This is a genomic window from Caballeronia sp. 11_S32, from assembly GCF_056930355.1.
The window spans coordinates 398886-415587 of sequence record NZ_JBXOWH010000003.1 but is presented as its reverse complement, the minus strand read 5'-3'; the positions used below and the strand labels follow the sequence as shown (position 1 = coordinate 415587).

The following is a 16702-nucleotide window of genomic DNA, read 5'->3' as shown; positions in this document are numbered from 1 at the left end:
CAATAGCGGCCATGAAACTGAAATTCACCAAAATGCAAGGCGCGGGCAACGATTTCGTCGTGCTCGACGGCTACACGCAGGCGCTCGATCTCTCGCCTGAGCAGGTGCGCGCGCTCGCGAACCGTCACTTCGGTGTGGGCGCGGACCAGTTGCTGCTCGTGGAAAAGCCGACCATCGAGGGCGTGGACTTCAAGTACCGCATCTTCAATTGCGATGGCGGCGAAGTCGAGCATTGCGGCAACGGCGCGCGCTGCTTCGTGAAGTTCGTGCGCGAGCGTCGTCTGACGGACGCGGCGAGCGTGCGCGTGCAGGTGCAGAAAGGCGTCATCACGCTGACGATGCAGGAGAACGGCGAGGTCGTCGTCGATATGAGCAGCCCGGTGTTCTATCCGCCGGAAGTGCCGTTCGACGCGCAAGGTCTCGAAGGCCGCATCGAAGGCAAGGACACGCTCTGGCCGCTCGACGTGAACGGTGAAACCCGCTGGATTTCCGTCGTGTCGATGGGCAATCCGCACGCGGTGCAAATCGTCGATGACGTCGAGGCCTATCCGGTCCTGACCGAAGGCCCGCTCATCGAGCGCCATGCGCGCTTTCCGAAACGCGTGAACGCGGGCTTCATGCAGATCGTCGATCGTCATTCGGTGAAGCTGCGCGTCTACGAACGCGGCGCGGGCGAAACGCTCGCCTGCGGCACGGGCGCATGCGCGGCGGTGGCCGCGGGCATCCGCCGCGGCGCGCTGGATTCGCCGGTTCGGGTCGAAACGCACGGCGGCTCGCTCACGATCAGTTGGGACGGCGCGCGGGACGAGGCCGCCGCGCTCTTCATGGCCGGCCCCGCCGCAACGGTTTTCGAAGGCGAAATCGAGCTCGATCGCATCGTCTAACGCACACACGTCATCATGAATCCACGCGAAGTCGCCGACTACCTGCTCGACAACCCCGATTTCTTCGTCGAGCACGCGGAACTGCTCGGCACCATCCGGCTTTCGAATCCGCACGGCAAAGCGGCCGTGTCGCTGCAGGAACGCCAGATGGAAATGCTGCGCGACAAGAACAAGCAGCTCGAGCGGCGTCTCGCCGAGCTGCTGCGTTACGGCCATGAGAACGACAGCATCTCGACCAAGTTCAACCGCTGGACCGTGCGCGTGATCTCGCAGCGCGATCCGTACGCGCTGCCCGCGACCATCAGCAAGGGCTTGTGCGAAGTCTTCGACGTGCCGCACGCCGCGCTGCGCGTGTGGGATATCGACGAAGCGTTCCGGCAGGCCGATTTCGCGCGTCAGGTTGGCGAGGAAGTGCGCATTTTCGCGAGCGGTCTCGCCACGCCGTATTGCGGCACGAACAACGGCTTCGCGGCCGCGCAGTGGCTCGGCGCCGCGAACTCGGCATCGGCGACGGTCGCGCCCAGCCAGGGTCCGTCCGACATCGACCGCAACATCGAATCCGTTTCGCTGATCGCGCTGCGCGATCCGCAAGCCGGCCCGGATGCGCCGAGCTTCGGCTTGCTCGTGATGGGCTCGCCCGATCCGCGCCGCTTTCACGACGGCATGGCAACGGACTTCCTCACACAGATCGGCGCACTGGCGAGCGCGGCGCTGTCGCGCCTGCTGCCGAACTGATCATGACCGCCGCTGACATCCCGAAGGAAGAAGCTCCCTTGGGGGATGCCCCGAAGGAAGTCCCCTTGGGGGGTGCAATCGCCGACTATCTCGCGATGCTGGAACACCAGCGGCATCTCTCCGAACACACGCTGCGCGGCTACACGCATGAGTTGAGCGAGCTGCGCGCGCTCGCGAAGGGCCGTCCGCTCGAATCGCTGACCGCCGCCGATATGCGCGGCGCGGTCGTGCGGGCGCACGCGGCGGGGCTGTCGTCGCGCTCGATCGCGCATCGGCTGTCGGCGTGGCGCGCGTTCTATCGATGGCTCGCCGAGCGCGTCGAAATGCCCGCGAATCCCGTCGCGACAGTGCGTGCGCCCAAGCGCGAAAAGACGCTGCCGAAGGCGCTTTCCGTCGACGACGCCATGGCGCTCATGGACGCGCCGCAATCCGGCACGCCCGAAGCACTGCGCGACCACGCGATGCTCGAGCTCTTCTATTCGTCGGGCTTGCGGCTCGCGGAACTGGTCGGGCTGGATGTGCGCCACGTCGATACGAGCGAACACACGTCGGAAGGCTGGATCGATCTGGAAAGCGCCGAAGTCACGGTGCTCGGCAAAGGCAAGCGCATGCGCAAGGTGCCAGTCGGCAGGAAAGCGGTCGATGCGCTGCGCGCGTGGATCGACGTGCGCGGCCAGTTCGTCAAGCTCGATCCCCACGCGCTTTTTCTGTCCGTGCGCGGCAACCGCATGGCGCCCGGCGTGGTGCGCGAGCGCGTGAAGCGGCTCGCGCTCCAGGCTGGCATTCCGTCGAACGTGCATCCGCATGTGCTGCGTCACTCGTTCGCCACGCACGTCCTGCAATCGAGCGGCGATCTGCGCGCGGTGCAGGAACTGCTGGGCCACGCGAGCATCACGGCCACGCAGGTGTACACGTCACTCGATTTTCAGCATCTCGCCCGCGTCTACGATAAGGCGCACCCGCGCGCAAAGAAGCGCGATTGATTCCCCCGGCGCCTCACGCGCCTCACTCGCATCGCAATGAACACCATCACCCTCAAACCGGCGAAGGAAAAGTCGCTCGTTCGCCGCCATCCGTGGATTTACGCCAACGCCATCGCGCGCATCGACGGCACGCCCGCGCCGGGCGCCACCGTCATCGTGCGCGCGGCAGACGGACGTTTTCTCGCGCGCGCGTCGTACAGCCCGCATTCGCAGATTCGCGCGCGCGTGTGGACATTCGATGAAAACGAGCCCGTCGATCACGCGTTCTTCAAGCGCCGCGTGCAGCGCGCGGTCGCGCATCGGCAGACGATGGTGAAGGACACCGGCGCCACGCGTCTCGTCTTCGGGGAGGCGGACGGCTTGCCCGGGCTGATCGTCGACTACTACGTCGCGGATGACGGCAAACGCGCGCAGCTCGTCTGCCAGTTCATGGCGACGGGCGTCGAGGCGTGGAAGGAAGCGATCGTGCAGGCGCTCATCGCCGCGACCGATTGCCCGAACGTCTACGAGCGCTCGGATGTATCGATCCGCCAGAAGGAAGGGCTCGAGCAGACGGTCGGCGTGCTCGCCGGCGACGCGCCGCCCGACACGCTCATCACGAACGAATGCGGCGTGCGCTATCACGTCGATGTGCGCAACGGCCACAAGACCGGCTTCTACGTCGATCAGCGCGATAACCGCGTGCTCGTCGCGCAGAACGCCGCCGGCCGCGAAGTGCTCAACTGCTTTTGCTATACGGGCGGCTTCTCGCTGGCCGCGCTGAAAGGCGGCGCGACGCGTGTCGTCTCGGTGGATTCGTCCGGCGAGGCGCTCGCGCTCGCGCGGCAGAACGTCGTCGCGAACGGTTTCGATGCGCAAAAGGCCGAATGGCTCGACGCCGATGCCTTCAAGACGCTGCGCCGTCTCTACGACGAAGGCCAGCGCTTCGACCTGATCGTGCTCGATCCGCCGAAGTTCGCGCCGTCGAAGGAAACGGTCGATCGCGCCGCGCGCGCCTACAAGGACATCAACCTGAGCGGCTTCAGACTGCTGCGTCCGGGCGGCTTGCTGTTCACCTATTCGTGCTCGGGCGCGATCGATTCCGACCTGTTTCAGAAGATCGTGGCGAGCGCGGCGGCGGACGCGCGCGTCGACGCGCGCATTCTCAAGCGGCTGGGCGCAGGCGTCGATCACCCGCTGCTGACGGCGTTCCCCGAAGGCGAATACCTGAAAGGGCTACTGTTGCAAATCGCCTGATCGGCCCAAAGTACGCGCAATTCGCGCGCGAAAGGCGCAAGAAGCATCGGCTTGACAAATATGTTTCAATATTCGATTCAGCGCGATTCCTGAACTTAAAAGGACACAGGCGACACCATGATTCCCGTAACCATCCTGACCGGCTTTCTGGGCAGCGGCAAAACCACGCTGCTCAAGCGCATCCTGAACGAGCAGCACGGCATGAAGATCGCCGTGATCGAGAACGAGTTCGGCGAAGAGAACATCGACAACGAAATCCTCGTGCAGGAGACGAACGAGCAGATCATCCAGATGAGCAACGGCTGCATCTGCTGCACGATCCGCGGCGATCTGGCGCGCGCGCTCGAAGACCTCGCGAACCGCAAGAAGGCGGGCACGCTCGATTTCGACCGCGTCGTGATCGAAACCACCGGCCTCGCGAATCCGGGCCCGGTCGCGCAGACGTTCTTCATGGATAACACCGTCGCCGACGAATTCCTGCTCGACGCGATCATCACGCTCGTCGACGCGAAGCACGCCGATTCGCAGCTCGATCAGCACGAAGTCGTGCAGCGGCAAGTCGGTTTCGCGGACCGCCTGTTCGTCACGAAGTCCGATCTCGTCTCCGCCGATGAACTCGATTCGCTCAAGCATCGTCTCGTGCACATGAACCCGCGCGCGGCGATCAAGGTCGTGAATTTCGGCGATGCCGACATCAAGGAAATCTTCGACCTGCGCGGCTTCAACCTGAATTCGAAGCTCGAGATCGATCCGGACTTCCTGGCGGAAGACGATCATGACCACGCGCATGATCACGATCACGACCACGACCACGACCACGATCATTCGACCTGCGGCCACGATCACAGCCACGATCACGAGCACGGGCATCACCACCACCACCACCACGCGCATCACGACGACAAGATCAAGTCCTTCGTGTACCGCAGCGAAAAGCCGTTCGACCCGAACCGCCTCGAAGACTTCCTCGGCGGCATTCTGCAGATCTATGGCGAGCGCCTGCTGCGCTACAAGGGCGTGCTCTATATGAAGGGCGTCGATCGCAAGGTCGTGTTCCAGGGCGTGCACCAGATGATGGGCAGCGACCTCGCCGGCAAGTGGATGCCGGTCGAGAAGAAGAACAGCAAGATGGTGTTCATCGGCATCGAGCTGCCGAAAGATCTGATCACCGACGGCCTCGACGCCTGCCTCGTGAAGTAACCCGGCATGCATCTCGCTTGGATCGAGCCATTCATGCGGGGCGAAATCGGGCGCTAATCGGAAACGCCGCCGCGGATGGGTCGCGCGCGGCGTTTTTCATGTTTTCGACTTTCGATGCGGGTATGTAGCCGCGACCACGAACCGACATCGCTTTTTGCACGTCCAAGCGTTATATTTTTGAAATTCCGGCGCGAATTGACAGGGTTTTCCTCGGTTATCGTCGGAAATTGCGGTTCAGTTACAATACAGCCCCACTGGAGAAGGGCAGTTCCGCTGGATGTTCGTCAGAACGTTCGACCAGCGGATGTCAGTAAAGGGATGTCCCGTCGGGACGATGCCTCGATTTGCCGGGGGAAGGCAAATCAAGACAAAGCACCGGGGCCGGAGATTTCCCGGGCCATGCGAATGCGCCCGGTCATCCGGAGCATCATCCAATATCGGTTTCCAGAGGAGTTCGGCCCCGCATCGGCGTATCGCAAGCCCCAAGCGTACCGATGCGCTGCATGCGGGTAACGCAAGTGCGGGCGTTGCGAAGACATCGCCTTACATTGAAGAAGCAAGCAGATGACAACGAAACTCTTGACCGAAGCCGAAATCCTGAAGATGAGCGAGAAGGATTACATGAACGAGGATCAACTCGCCTTCTTCAAGAACCGGCTCGAGCAGTTGCAAGCGGACATTCTGAAGAATGCCGGCCAGACGACGGAGAATCTGCGGGAAACGGTGATCGTGCCGGATCCGGCGGACCGCGCGACCATCGAGGAAGAACATGCACTGGAACTGCGCACGCGTGACCGCGAACGCAAGCTTCTGAAGAAGGTGCAGCAATCCCTCGCGCGCATCGAGTCCGGCGATTACGGCTGGTGCGAGGAAACCGGCGAACCGATCGGCATCCCGCGCCTGCTCGCGCGTCCGACGGCCACGCTCTCGCTCGAAGCTCAGGAGCGCCGCGAACTGCGTCAGAAGCTGTTCGGCGACTGAGACTGCCGCCGGCTGCGTGCGTTGCGGGACCGCCCGCCACGGGGAGCACGCCGCCGCGAAAAGCTGCGCACGGGCAGTTGCAACAGGAAGAAGGCACACGTCGATCGTGTGCCTTTTTTGCTTCCGGCCGGGTAAAAACGCGGCGCGTCGTGCCGCACGCCTTGATAAATCTCCCGTCGCCCTAAAATGAGTCCGACGCGCCCCGCACGAGCATCATCGCGGCAGGCGCGCGCGCGGCGCCGTCGGCCCGAGGCCACTGGCCCGGCGGAACCCCGCGCCGTGCACTCCATCGAATTCTCGACTGCGCGGCGGCTGTCGCACAAAGACGAAGCCGCCACGCGTCCTTCTGTTTTCACAAGGAACGCACATGGAACAATTTCACGGCACGACCATCGTCTCCGTGCGCCGCGACGGCAAGGTCGCGCTGGGCGGCGATGGTCAGGTGACGCTCGGCAACATCGTCATGAAAGGGGGCGCGAAGAAAGTGCGCCGCATCTATGGCGGCAAGGTGCTCGTCGGCTTTGCCGGCGGCACGGCCGATGCGTTCTCGCTGCTCGACCGCTTCGAAGCGAAGCTCGAGAAACATCAGGGCAACCTGACGCGCGCCGCAGTCGAGCTCGCGAAGGACTGGCGCACCGACCGCATGCTGCGCCGTCTCGAAGCCATGCTGATCGCCGCCGACGCGAGCGCGACGCTCGTTATCACCGGCAACGGCGACGTGCTCGACCCCGAACACGGCATCGCTGCGATCGGCTCGGGCGGTGCCTACGCGCAAGCCGCGGCGCAGGCGCTCGTCGAAAACACCAGTCTCTCGCCGCGCGAGGTCGTCGAAAAGGCGCTCGCCATCGCCGGCGACATGTGCATTTACACCAACCACAATCGCGTCATCGAGACGATCGAGTAAAGGACTGAAGCGATGACCACCATGACTCCCTCCGAAATCGTCTCCGAGCTGGACAAGCACATCATCGGCCAGAAGCGCGCGAAGAAGGCCGTGGCCGTCGCGCTGCGCAACCGCTGGCGCCGTCAGCAGGTCGCCGAGCCGCTGCGCCAGGAAATCACGCCGAAGAACATTCTGATGATCGGGCCGACGGGCGTCGGCAAGACGGAAATCGCGCGCCGTCTCGCGAAGCTCGCGGACGCGCCGTTCATCAAGATCGAAGCGACCAAGTTCACCGAAGTGGGCTACGTGGGCCGCGATGTCGACAGCATCGTGCGCGATCTGATCGAGATTTCCGTCAAGCAGACGCGCGAATCCGAGATGAAGAAGGTGCGCACCAAGGCCGAGGACCGCGCGGAAGACCGCATCCTCGACATCCTGCTGCCGAGCGCGCGTCCGGTCGGGTTCGGCGCGTCGAACGCGATCGAGTCGAGCGGCGAAGGCGGCGACAACGCCACGCGTCAGACCTTCCGCAAGCGCCTGCGCGAAGGCGCGCTCGACGAGAAGGAAATCGAGCTCGACGTGGAAATGCCGCAGGTCGGCATGGACATCATGGGGCCGCCGGGCATGGAAGACATGACCGAGCAGATCCGCTCGATGTTCGCGAACATCGGCGGCGGCAAGAAGACGCGCCGCAAGGTGAAGGTGAAGGAAGCGCTGAAGCTGCTCACCGACGAGGAAGCCGGCAAGATGCTCAACGACGAAGAGGTCAAGAGCAAGGCGGTGCAGAACGTCGAGCAGAACGGCATCGTGTTTCTCGATGAAATCGACAAGATCGCGTCGCGCAGCGAAGCGGGCGGCGCCGAAGTGTCGCGCGCGGGCGTGCAGCGCGATCTGCTGCCGCTCGTCGAAGGCACGACCATCAACACGAAGTACGGGATGATCAAGACCGATCACATCCTGTTCATCGCGAGCGGCGCGTTTCATCTCGCCAAACCGAGCGACCTGATTCCCGAGTTGCAAGGCCGCTTCCCGATTCGCGTCGAGCTGGATTCGTTGTCCGTCGAAGATTTCGAATCGATCCTGAATGCGACCGACGCGAGCCTGGTCAAGCAGTACAAGGCGCTGCTCGCGACGGAAGGCGTCGAGCTCGATTTCGCGCAGGAAGGCATCCGGCGTCTGGCCGAAATCGCGTACTCGGTGAACGAGAAGACGGAGAACATCGGCGCGCGGCGGCTTTATACCGTGATCGAGAAGCTGCTGGAGGAAGTGTCGTTCGCGGCGGGCAATCACACGGGCCAGCCGGTGCACATCGACGCGGCGTATGTGGACCGCGCGCTCGGCGATGTGGCGCAGGACGAGGATTTGTCGCGCTACGTGCTCTGACCGGAGCGCGGCATTGAAACGAAGAAACCGGGCCGAAAGGCTCGGTTTTTTTGTGTCTGCTGCGTTTGCTGCCTGCGTTTGCCGCGTTTGCCGCGTTTGCCGCGTTTGGTATAGGCGAAAAAAAGCCCGCCTAGTTGGGCGGGCTGAATCCATATCAGGAGGAGACATGGAGGAGACAGTTCCAATCATACACAGCCGCTTGATGCGACGCAATAGAAATTTTAGTAAAAACCCCTATAGCGTCGATTTGTGGTATCTGCGAGTCACTTTTGGGATTTCGCCCGCCGATGACAGCGCAAGAAACGGCGCGTAACCTCATCTGCATGGCTCTACAGTGGTCCCGTACCCATGAGCCATCGAGGTCGTCATGAAAACCGTAGCAGACCCCAATTTCGCGTCGGAAGCGAGCCGCTGGCAGGCAGTCGTCGAGCGCGACGAGCGCGCCGACGGCGCCTTTTTCTTCGCCGTGCGCACGACCGGCGTGTTCTGCAGGCCGTCGTGCGCGTCGCGCGCGCCGCGTCGCGAGAATGTCGAATTCTTCCCGACGACCGACGCCGCCGAACAAGCCGGATATCGCGCGTGCAAGCGCTGCCAGCCGACGAGCCTGCCGCGCGAGCTGGCGATCGTCGAGCGCGCGTGCAAGGTGCTCGACGCCGATCCGCAGCAGCGCATGACGCTCGCGCAGTTGAGCGACGCCGTGCACGTCAGCCCGTTTCATTTGCAGCGGCTGTTTTCGCGGATCGTCGGCATCTCGCCGCGCCAGTATCAGGCGGCGCAGCGCGCGGGCGTGCTGCGCGACGCGTTGCAGCGCGGCCGCGACGTCACGCGCGCGACGCACGACGCCGGCTTCGGTTCGCCGTCGCGCATGTATGAAGCCGTGCCCGCCGAGCTGGGCATGACGCCGTCCGCGTACCGGCGACAGGGCGCGGGACTGACAGTGCGCTACGCCACCGCCGATACGCCGCTCGGCACGGTGCTCGTCGCCGCGACGGACAAGGGCGTTTGCAAGATCGCATTCGGCGACGACGCGAACACGCTCATCGAGCAGCTCGGCGCCGATTTCGCGCGGGCCGAGCGTCTCGAAGACGCCGCGAAGATGGAGCCGTTCATCGCGCAGATTCGCGCGTATCTGCAAGGCACGCGCGAGCGCTTCGACTTGCCGCTCGATATCGGCGCGACCGCGTTTCAGCGTCGAGTATGGGATGCGTTGCGGCGCATCCCGTATGGCCAGACGCGCAGCTACACCGACATCGCCGAATCGCTCGGCTCGCCGCGCGCGGTGCGGGCCGTGGCGAATGCGTGCGCGTCGAATCCGGTGGCGCTCGCGATTCCGTGCCATCGCGTGATCGGCAAGGACGGCGCGATCGCGGGCTATCGCTGGGGCAAGCCGCGCAAGGAAGCGTTGCTCGACACGGAGCGCGCGCGCAACGAATCCAACAAGGTCGCATGAAACACGGGCGCTCGCCGTCGGCCTGACGCGCGAGCGCTTCGTTCTCCTCGCGAGCCGCCCCAAACGGCTCCAAAGCGCGCCGCCGAGTGCCGCGCAAATCTCCCGAAAAACCCGCAAACCCTTGCCGGATCTGGGTCCAAGCACGCCTTACACCGAGATGTTAAAGTGCCCGCTACCCTAAAAATACGATCCGGGCGCATGCCGCTCGCGCTCCTCGCAGAACGCTTCAATGGCAAACAAGAATTCCGCTCACCCCAAGTCCGGCGCTTTCGAGCGCAGGCTTGCCGCGCTCGCGTCCGGCCCGCACGCCGACGCGTTGCGCCAAGGCTTGCGCGGCATCGAGAAAGAAAGCTTGCGCGTGACGCCGCAAGGCAAGCTCGCAATGACGCCGCATCCGCGTTCGTTCGGCTCGGCGCTGACGCATCCGCTCATCACGACGGATTACTCCGAAGCGCTCGTCGAGCTCATCACGCCCGCCGAATCCGACGCGGCCATCACGCTCGACCGGCTCGACGCCCTGCATCGTTTCGCGTACGCGCACATGGGCGACGAGTTGCTGTGGAACGACTCGATGCCCAACTCCTTGCCGCCCGAGGACGAGATTCCTTTCGGCTACTACGGCACGTCGAACATCGGCAGGCTGAAGACCGTGTATCGCCGCGGGCTCGCGCTGCGCTATGGGCGCACGATGCAATGCATCGCGGGCATCCACTACAACTATTCGCTCGACGAAGCGGTGTGGCGCGCGTGGCAGGCGCTCGATAATTCGAGCACGCTGTCCGCGAAGGACTTCCAGTCGGAGCGCTATTTCGCGCTCATCCGCAACTTTCGCCGCACGAACTGGCTGCTGATGTACCTGTTCGGCGCTTCACCGGCGTTGAACCGGCGCTTCGTCGAAGGCAAGTCACATCACCTGGAAACGTTCGACGCCGACACGTTCTATCTGCCGCACGCGACCAGCCTGCGCATGAGCGATCTCGGCTACACGAACAATCCCGCGCAGGCGGATCTTCTGCCGAGCTACGACGATCTCGATGCCTATCTCGACGTGCTCGCCCGCGCGGTGAGTCAGCCGTATGCGCCGTATGAAGCCATCGGCACGCAGCGCGACGGCGAGTGGGTGCAGATCAACACGAACGTCCTGCAGATCGAAAACGAGTTCTACTCGACGATCCGCCCGAAGCGCGTCACGTACTCCGGCGAGCGGCCGTTGCACGCATTGGCCGAGCGCGGCGTGCAGTACATCGAAGTGCGCTGCCTCGACATCGATCCTTTCGAGCCGACCGGCATCTCGCTCGAAACCGCGCGTTTCCTCGATGCATATCTGCTGTACTGCGCGCTGGAAGACAGCCCGCCGTTGCCGCGCGACGCGAGCATCGAAGCGAACGGCAACTTCAGCGCCGTGGCGAAGGAAGGGCGCAAGCCGGGCCTCACGCTGCAACGCGACGGCGCGAGCGTGCCGATGAAGCAATGGGCCGAAGAGCTTTTCGATGCGATCGCGCCCGTTGCGAAGACGCTCGATGCGCTCAACGGCAACGACGACCATACGCGCACGCTGACGGCGCTGCGTCCGCGTATCGCCGATGCATCGCTCACGCCGTCCGCACGCGTGCTGCAGACGATGCGCGACAAGCAGCAATCCTTCGACGACTTCGCGCTCGATCTCAGCACGCGCCACGCGCAAGGCTTCCGCGCGCGTCCGCTCCCCGCTGACGAAGAGCGCATGCTGGAGGAACTCGCGGCGAAATCGCTCGTCGAGCAGGCCGTGGTCGAAAGCCGCGACACGGAATCGTTCGAAGCGTTCGTCGCCGCGTATCAGGCCTACAAGCTGAATCCCGAAAGCGCTTAGGCCGCAGTTTTTTCCGTTGCCGCGGCTCGCATAACCGGCAAGACTTGCCGGTTATGCAACAGACGGAAACGCATCGCAACATCATCCGACTCGGCTGGTCCAAGTCTTGGCGATTTATCGACGATTCGGGGGAGCAATGAAAAAGAAGTTCTTCGGCGCGGCCGCGCTGGGGGCCGCGTCGCTCGCGCTGTTGAGCGGCTGCGCGGTGGATGACCAGGTCAGCAGCACGATCATGGAACAGGCCACGCAGCCGCTCACCTGCATGAGCAAGGCTGAATGCGACGCATGGTGGGCGCGCGCCCAGGTGTGGGTGACGAACCACTCGGAATACAAGCTGCAGACGGTCACGGATTCCATCATCCAGACGGCGGGACCGTCGAGCGGCAAGCGCGCGCTCGCGTATCAGATCACCAAGACGCCGACCAACGAAGGCACCGCGACCATCGGCTTCGCCGCGCATTGCGACAATCCGCTCGGCTGCCAGCCGAATCCGTGGGAGGCGGGCGCGAACTTCAAGCAGTTCATCCGCAACGGTCCGGGGCTCCGGAAAACCGCCACGCCGCAAGCCGCGCAGGCAGACGCCGTGTCGCCCGCCGCGCCCGCACCGGCGCCCGCGCCGGGCGGCGTACAGGTGAGCCCGCTCGATCAACCCGTCCCGCTCAATCTCGAGAGCCAGCCGGGCCAGTCCGCGGCACCGCTTCAGTGACCCATCATGGCTGACGCGCCCTTCTTCGGCCGCGTCAGCCACACCATCACGGCCAGCGCGAGAAACGCATAAAACGAAATGCGGAAGAAATCGTTGGTCGACATCATGTACGCCTGCGCCGTCACCACGCGATCCAGTTGCGCGGTCAGCGCCTGTCCCGACAAGCCCAGCCCCGAAAGCAGATCCGAGTAAGCCGACGTGCCGGCCGAATACGGCGTGACCGATTCGGTGAGCCGCGCGTGATGGCGGATCATGCCGTTTTCCCACATCGTCGTGCTGACCGCCGTGCCGATCGCGCCCGACAAGACCCGCAGGAAGTTCGACAAACCCGCCGCGCCCGCGAGCCGGTCGTCGGAGACGCTGGAGAGCGTGATCGTCGTCATCGGCACGAAGAAGCACGCGACGCCGATGCCCTGAATCAGGCGCGGATAAATGATCTCGTGGAACGGCGTGTCGAGCGTGAAGGTCGAGTTCCAGTACGAGACGAACGCGAAAGTGATAAAGGCCAGGCTCGCGACCACGCGCAGATCCAGCCGATGCATGTTCTGCCCGATGAGCGGCGAAAGCACGAGCGCGAGGATGCCGACCGGCGCGACGGCGAGACCCGCGAGCCACGACGTATAGCCGAGCACGGTCTGAAGCCAGAGCGGCAACACCACGACCGAGCCGAAAAAGGCGAGAAAGCCGAGCGACGTAATGAGCACGCCCATGGCGAAGTTGCGGTCGCGGAATAGCGAGAGGTCGATCACCGGTTCCTTCTCGGTCAGTTCCCATGCGAGCATGAACGCGAGCGACACCGCCGAAACCAACGCCAGCATCACAATGAAGTTCGAGCTGAACCAGTCGTGGTCGCGGCCGAGATCGAGCATCATCTGCAGGCTTCCGACGCCGATCACGAGCAGCGCGAGACCGACGCCATCGATGCGCTGATTCGTCGTCTTCGTCTCGTGGCCGCGCAGCAGGAAATACGAGATGGCCGCCGAAAACACGCCGATCGGCACGTTGATATAGAAGATCCACGGCCACGTGTAGTTATCGGTGATATAGCCGCCCATCACCGGACCGAAGATCGGCGCGACGATCACGGTCATCGCCCAGAGACCGAGCGCGAGCCCGCGCTTTTCCGGCGGATAGCTGCGCATGAGGATGGTTTGCGACAGCGGGACCATCGGGCCGGAGACAAGGCCTTGCAGCAACCGGAATGCGATCAGCGATTCGAAGTTGTGCGCGAGCCCGCACAGCGCCGACGCGATCGAAAACAGCAGCACGGAAATCGTGAACAGCTTAACCTCGCCGACGCGGCGCGCGAGCCAGCCGGTCAGCGGCACCGCGATCGCAGACGCGACCGAGTATGACGAAATCACCCACGTGCCTTCGCTCGTCGCGACGCCGAGGCTGCCGGAAATCGTCGGCACGGCGACGTTCGCGATCGATGTGTCGAGCACTTCCATGAAGGTGCCGAGCGCGAGGCCCATGGTCAGCAAGGCGAGGATGCCGCCGGTGAGCGGCATGCGCGCGGGCGGCGTGGAAGGCGTGCTCGTCGCGGATGTGGACATCTATGTTCTCCGGCGCGGACCGTGCATTAAACACGCATCGCGCGCAAACTTTTTCTTGTCGAGGCATTCTCTGCCCAGACAGTGAAATAGGCGAAACAACTCGCCAGTTTCATCCGATTATTCAGGGTAATTCTTCGTCGTCGATGCAAGGCGCGCAATGCGCCACGGGCGTGTTGCCGATGATGCGCCCGAGCATCCCGAGAAGCAGATCGAGTTCCGCCCGGCTGAAACCTTGCAACTGCTCGTTGAGCACCCCCGCGCCGATGACGGGCAAGCGCTCAGCCGCATCGCGCCCGCGCCCGGTCAGACTCAACTCGACGATTCTACGATCCGCCTCGCTGCGCGCGCGGCTCACGAAGCCTTTCTTTTCGAGCCTGTCGAGCATGCGCGTCATCGAGCCGCTGTCGTAGGACATCTCGCGCGACAGCTCCAGCGGCGTGCGCGCCCGCCCCGACGCGAGCAGCAGGATCACGCCGATTTGCTGCGACGTGAGATCGAGCGGCTTGAGCGCCTCATCGGTGCGCATGATGAGCACGTTGCGCGCCTTGGCGAGGTAATAGCCAAGGCTCGTTTCGAGCTGGATCGTGGCCGGATCGTAAAGCGGTTCGCTGTTCATCGACTTCGGTCAAAACGGATGACGCGGGTTGCGACACTGCGTCGCGTCACGCGGCGGCAACAACTGCGGAAAAGCAATCGCTAGTGTCTTGAAAACTACTTGCACAGTCAATATTATTACATGCAACGAGTTACGCGCTTGATGCGCCGCCCGAGACCATGTTCTGATCGCCAGCCGCGTCGTTCGCGACGCCCGAAGGACCATCCGATGACCCGCTTTGCCCGCTCCGCCCGCCGACGCTTCGGCCCCATCAGCAGCACGATCGCCAACGCTTCCCGCCACTTCGTCCCGCCGAAGCTGAGTTCCTGGAAACTCGCGTTGTATCTGATCGTCTTCCTGCTGCCGGGCGGATCGTTCGTGGTGCTCGGCATGGGATGGTTCGAGAATCGGCAGCGACGCAAAGCGGCGGCTTCGGCCAAGCCCAGAATGGCATCCACGCGCCCGATGCTTCCCACGCCATGTTCGCCTTGTCCCGGAAGCGGCGGCGCTGGCGGCGCATGACCCGCACGCGTAACGCGTCGTAACCGATTCCCCCTTCCGCGTAACACCCGCCTTACGGCGAACCCGTTACGCTAACGTCTGCCCAACAACGCCCGGCGCGCGCATTTCGAGTGCGCGCCGCGTTCCGTTACCATCTCGGCTTGCCGCGTTCGTCGCATCGAACGGAGCGGCGCCGACAGGATTCCGACAAGCAGATGCCGTATCGCCCCGCCTTTCCCGCCCCTTTCGTCTCACGCCGGCTGACCGCCACGGCACTGGCCGCGACACTCGCGATGTTCATCGCGGGGTGCGCGGTCGGCCCCGACTACCAGCGCCCGTCGACGACGGTCCCGGCCAGCTACAAGGAAGCGCCCGAAGGCTGGAAGGTCGCGCAGCCCGCCGATCAGATCGACCGCGGCTCATGGTGGACCATCTACAACGACGCCCGCCTCGATGATCTCCAAACGCGCCTGAATCAGTCGAATCAGAGCATCGCGCAGTTTGCGGCGGCTTACCGCCAGGCACGCGCGCTCGTGGGCGAGGCGCGCGCGGCGTATTTCCCGACGATCGGCGCGTCGGCATCGGCCTCGCGGTCGGGAACCGGCGCGGGCAACCGGTCGACCAGCAGTTCCAGCCTCGGCCAGCAGGGTTCGATCAACAACCAGTTCAGCCTTGCGCTCGACGCGTCGTGGGAACCGGACCTCTGGGGCAGCGTCTCGCGCACGGTCAACGCGCAGAAGGCGGGTCAGCAAGGCGCCGCCGCCGATCTCGCCAACGCGCGGCTGTCCGCGCAGGCGACGCTCGCCCAAAGCTACTTCCAGCTGCGCTCGCTCGACGCGCAGCAAAAGCTGCTCGACGAAACCGTCGCTGCCTACGAGCAATCGCTCAAGCTCACGCAGAATCAGTACGCACAGGGCATCGTCGCGCGCTCGGACGTGATTCAGGCGCAGACGCAGTTGCAGTCCGCACAGGCATCCGCAATCGACAACGGCGTCGCGCGCGCGCAGTTCGAGCATGCGATCGCGGTGCTCGTCGGCGAACCGGCGTCCACCTTTTCGATTCCGCCCATTCCCCTCGACGCGACGCCGCCCACCGTGCCCGTGCAGATGCCGTCCGCGATTCTCGAGCGGCGTCCGGATATCGCATCGGCGGAACGCAAGGCCGCCGCGGCGAACGAGCAGATCGGCATCGAAATGGCCGCGTATTTCCCGACGCTCACGCTCTCGGCGCAAGGCGGCTTCGAAAGTTCGGTGCTGTCGCAATTGCTGCGCGCGCCGTCGCGTTTCTGGACGCTCGGGCCGGACATCGCCGCGACCATCTTCGACGGCGGTCTGCGCTCCGCGCGCACCGAAGCCGCGCGCGCCGCCTACGATCAGAACGTCGCGACCTACCGGCAAACGGTGCTCACGGCTTTCCAGGATGTCGAAGACAATCTCGCGTCGCTGCGCATTCTGGAGAAGGAAATCGTCGTGCAGCAGCAGGCGGTCGCATCGGCGCAGCAGGCGCTCGCGATCATAAACAATCAGTACAAGGCGGGAACCGTCGCGTACATCAGCGTGCTGACCGCGCAGACCACCGCCTTCACCGCGCAGCAGAAGCTCGCGAATATCGCGGGGCAGCGGATGGTGTCGTCGGTGGGACTCGTCAAAGCGCTCGGCGGCGGCTGGGATGCCGCGCAGATGGATCGCGAGACGGGCGCGGTGGAAGCGCCCGCCGCGGCTGCGTCGGCTGCAAGCGCGACGCAAACCGCGAACCGCTGA

General features: G+C 64.2%; 15 protein-coding genes. 13 read left to right on the top strand and 2 right to left on the bottom strand.

Annotated features, from left to right (window positions below):
* Positions 1 to 11: 11 nt before the first annotated feature.
* From dapF to AC1Z32_RS13445, 11 genes are all read left to right on the top strand, one after another.
* The gene (gene dapF / locus AC1Z32_RS13495; protein WP_483479139.1) at positions 12 to 884 is read left to right on the top strand and encodes a diaminopimelate epimerase; all 873 of its coding nucleotides are present in this window, start codon (positions 12 to 14) and stop codon (positions 882 to 884) included.
* Between the two features lie 15 nt (positions 885 to 899).
* Complete coding sequence (locus AC1Z32_RS13490) at positions 900 to 1619, top strand: DUF484 family protein (protein WP_483479138.1); 720 nt, start codon at positions 900 to 902, stop codon at positions 1617 to 1619.
* A gap of 95 nt (positions 1620 to 1714) precedes the next feature.
* Entirely contained in the window at positions 1715 to 2602 is an 888-nt protein-coding gene (xerC, locus tag AC1Z32_RS13485; protein WP_483481623.1) for a tyrosine recombinase XerC, read from the top strand.
* A 36-nt stretch (positions 2603 to 2638) separates the two neighbouring features.
* Positions 2639 to 3838: a class I SAM-dependent rRNA methyltransferase gene (locus AC1Z32_RS13480; RefSeq protein ID WP_483479137.1), complete on the top strand. Its 1200-nt coding sequence runs from the start codon at positions 2639 to 2641 to the stop codon at positions 3836 to 3838.
* A gap of 117 nt (positions 3839 to 3955) precedes the next feature.
* Positions 3956 to 5038, top strand: coding sequence for a CobW family GTP-binding protein (locus AC1Z32_RS13475; protein WP_483479136.1), 1083 nt, complete (start codon positions 3956 to 3958; stop codon positions 5036 to 5038).
* Between the two features lie 564 nt (positions 5039 to 5602).
* Positions 5603 to 6019 (top strand): RNA polymerase-binding protein DksA, encoded by a 417-nt coding sequence (gene dksA, locus AC1Z32_RS13470; RefSeq protein ID WP_008352366.1) that lies wholly within the window; start codon positions 5603 to 5605, stop codon positions 6017 to 6019.
* A gap of 367 nt (positions 6020 to 6386) precedes the next feature.
* Positions 6387 to 6923, top strand: a complete 537-nt coding sequence (gene hslV / locus AC1Z32_RS13465) for an ATP-dependent protease subunit HslV (protein WP_483479135.1) — start codon at positions 6387 to 6389, stop codon at positions 6921 to 6923.
* A gap of 12 nt (positions 6924 to 6935) precedes the next feature.
* Entirely contained in the window at positions 6936 to 8285 is a 1350-nt protein-coding gene (gene hslU / locus AC1Z32_RS13460) for an ATP-dependent protease ATPase subunit HslU (protein ID WP_483479134.1), read from the top strand.
* A gap of 367 nt (positions 8286 to 8652) precedes the next feature.
* Positions 8653 to 9735: a bifunctional DNA-binding transcriptional regulator/O6-methylguanine-DNA methyltransferase Ada gene (gene ada / locus AC1Z32_RS13455; protein WP_483479133.1), complete on the top strand. Its 1083-nt coding sequence runs from the start codon at positions 8653 to 8655 to the stop codon at positions 9733 to 9735.
* Between the two features lie 229 nt (positions 9736 to 9964).
* Positions 9965 to 11584 carry a glutamate--cysteine ligase gene (gshA, locus tag AC1Z32_RS13450; RefSeq protein WP_483479132.1) on the top strand — a complete coding sequence of 540 codons (1620 nt, stop codon included), beginning with the start codon at positions 9965 to 9967 and terminating at the stop codon, positions 11582 to 11584.
* A gap of 136 nt (positions 11585 to 11720) precedes the next feature.
* A complete protein-coding gene (locus tag AC1Z32_RS13445; RefSeq protein WP_483479131.1) occupies positions 11721 to 12290 on the top strand; it encodes a hypothetical protein in 570 nt (189 codons plus the stop codon).
* Here AC1Z32_RS13445 and AC1Z32_RS13440 read toward each other — a convergent pair.
* Positions 12284 to 13846 carry a DHA2 family efflux MFS transporter permease subunit gene (locus AC1Z32_RS13440; RefSeq protein ID WP_483479130.1) on the bottom strand — a complete coding sequence of 521 codons (1563 nt, stop codon included), beginning with the start codon at positions 13844 to 13846 and terminating at the stop codon, positions 12284 to 12286. The genes AC1Z32_RS13445 and AC1Z32_RS13440 overlap by 7 nt on opposite strands.
* A gap of 121 nt (positions 13847 to 13967) precedes the next feature.
* Positions 13968 to 14462, bottom strand: a complete 495-nt coding sequence (locus AC1Z32_RS13435; RefSeq protein ID WP_483479129.1) for a MarR family winged helix-turn-helix transcriptional regulator — start codon at positions 14460 to 14462, stop codon at positions 13968 to 13970.
* Positions 14463 to 14669: 207 nt separating this feature from the next.
* On the opposite strand from AC1Z32_RS13435, the gene AC1Z32_RS13430 reads away from it, so the two are divergent.
* Both AC1Z32_RS13430 and AC1Z32_RS13425 read left to right on the top strand, forming a co-directional pair.
* The gene (locus tag AC1Z32_RS13430) at positions 14670 to 14963 is read left to right on the top strand and encodes a hypothetical protein (RefSeq protein WP_483479128.1); all 294 of its coding nucleotides are present in this window, start codon (positions 14670 to 14672) and stop codon (positions 14961 to 14963) included.
* Between the two features lie 194 nt (positions 14964 to 15157).
* Complete coding sequence (locus tag AC1Z32_RS13425) at positions 15158 to 16702, top strand: efflux transporter outer membrane subunit (RefSeq protein WP_483479127.1); 1545 nt, start codon at positions 15158 to 15160, stop codon at positions 16700 to 16702.

Bases quoted from the DNA above. Each gene is read 5' to 3' on its own strand.
- dapF (WP_483479139.1), top strand. From the start codon at position 12: ATGAAACTGAAATTCACCAAAATGCAAGGCGCGGGCAACGATTTCGTC.
- AC1Z32_RS13490 (WP_483479138.1), top strand. From the start codon at position 900: ATGAATCCACGCGAAGTCGCCGACTACCTGCTCGACAACCCCGATTTC.
- xerC (WP_483481623.1), top strand. From the start codon at position 1,715: ATGCTGGAACACCAGCGGCATCTCTCCGAACACACGCTGCGCGGCTAC.
- AC1Z32_RS13480 (WP_483479137.1), top strand. From the start codon at position 2,639: ATGAACACCATCACCCTCAAACCGGCGAAGGAAAAGTCGCTCGTTCGC.
- AC1Z32_RS13475 (WP_483479136.1), top strand. From the start codon at position 3,956: ATGATTCCCGTAACCATCCTGACCGGCTTTCTGGGCAGCGGCAAAACC.
- dksA (WP_008352366.1), top strand. From the start codon at position 5,603: ATGACAACGAAACTCTTGACCGAAGCCGAAATCCTGAAGATGAGCGAG.
- hslV (WP_483479135.1), top strand. From the start codon at position 6,387: ATGGAACAATTTCACGGCACGACCATCGTCTCCGTGCGCCGCGACGGC.
- hslU (WP_483479134.1), top strand. From the start codon at position 6,936: ATGACCACCATGACTCCCTCCGAAATCGTCTCCGAGCTGGACAAGCAC.
- ada (WP_483479133.1), top strand. From the start codon at position 8,653: ATGAAAACCGTAGCAGACCCCAATTTCGCGTCGGAAGCGAGCCGCTGG.
- gshA (WP_483479132.1), top strand. From the start codon at position 9,965: ATGGCAAACAAGAATTCCGCTCACCCCAAGTCCGGCGCTTTCGAGCGC.
- AC1Z32_RS13445 (WP_483479131.1), top strand. From the start codon at position 11,721: ATGAAAAAGAAGTTCTTCGGCGCGGCCGCGCTGGGGGCCGCGTCGCTC.
- AC1Z32_RS13440 (WP_483479130.1), bottom strand. From the start codon at position 13,846: ATGTCCACATCCGCGACGAGCACGCCTTCCACGCCGCCCGCGCGCATG.
- AC1Z32_RS13435 (WP_483479129.1), bottom strand. From the start codon at position 14,462: ATGAACAGCGAACCGCTTTACGATCCGGCCACGATCCAGCTCGAAACG.
- AC1Z32_RS13430 (WP_483479128.1), top strand. From the start codon at position 14,670: ATGACCCGCTTTGCCCGCTCCGCCCGCCGACGCTTCGGCCCCATCAGC.
- AC1Z32_RS13425 (WP_483479127.1), top strand. From the start codon at position 15,158: ATGCCGTATCGCCCCGCCTTTCCCGCCCCTTTCGTCTCACGCCGGCTG.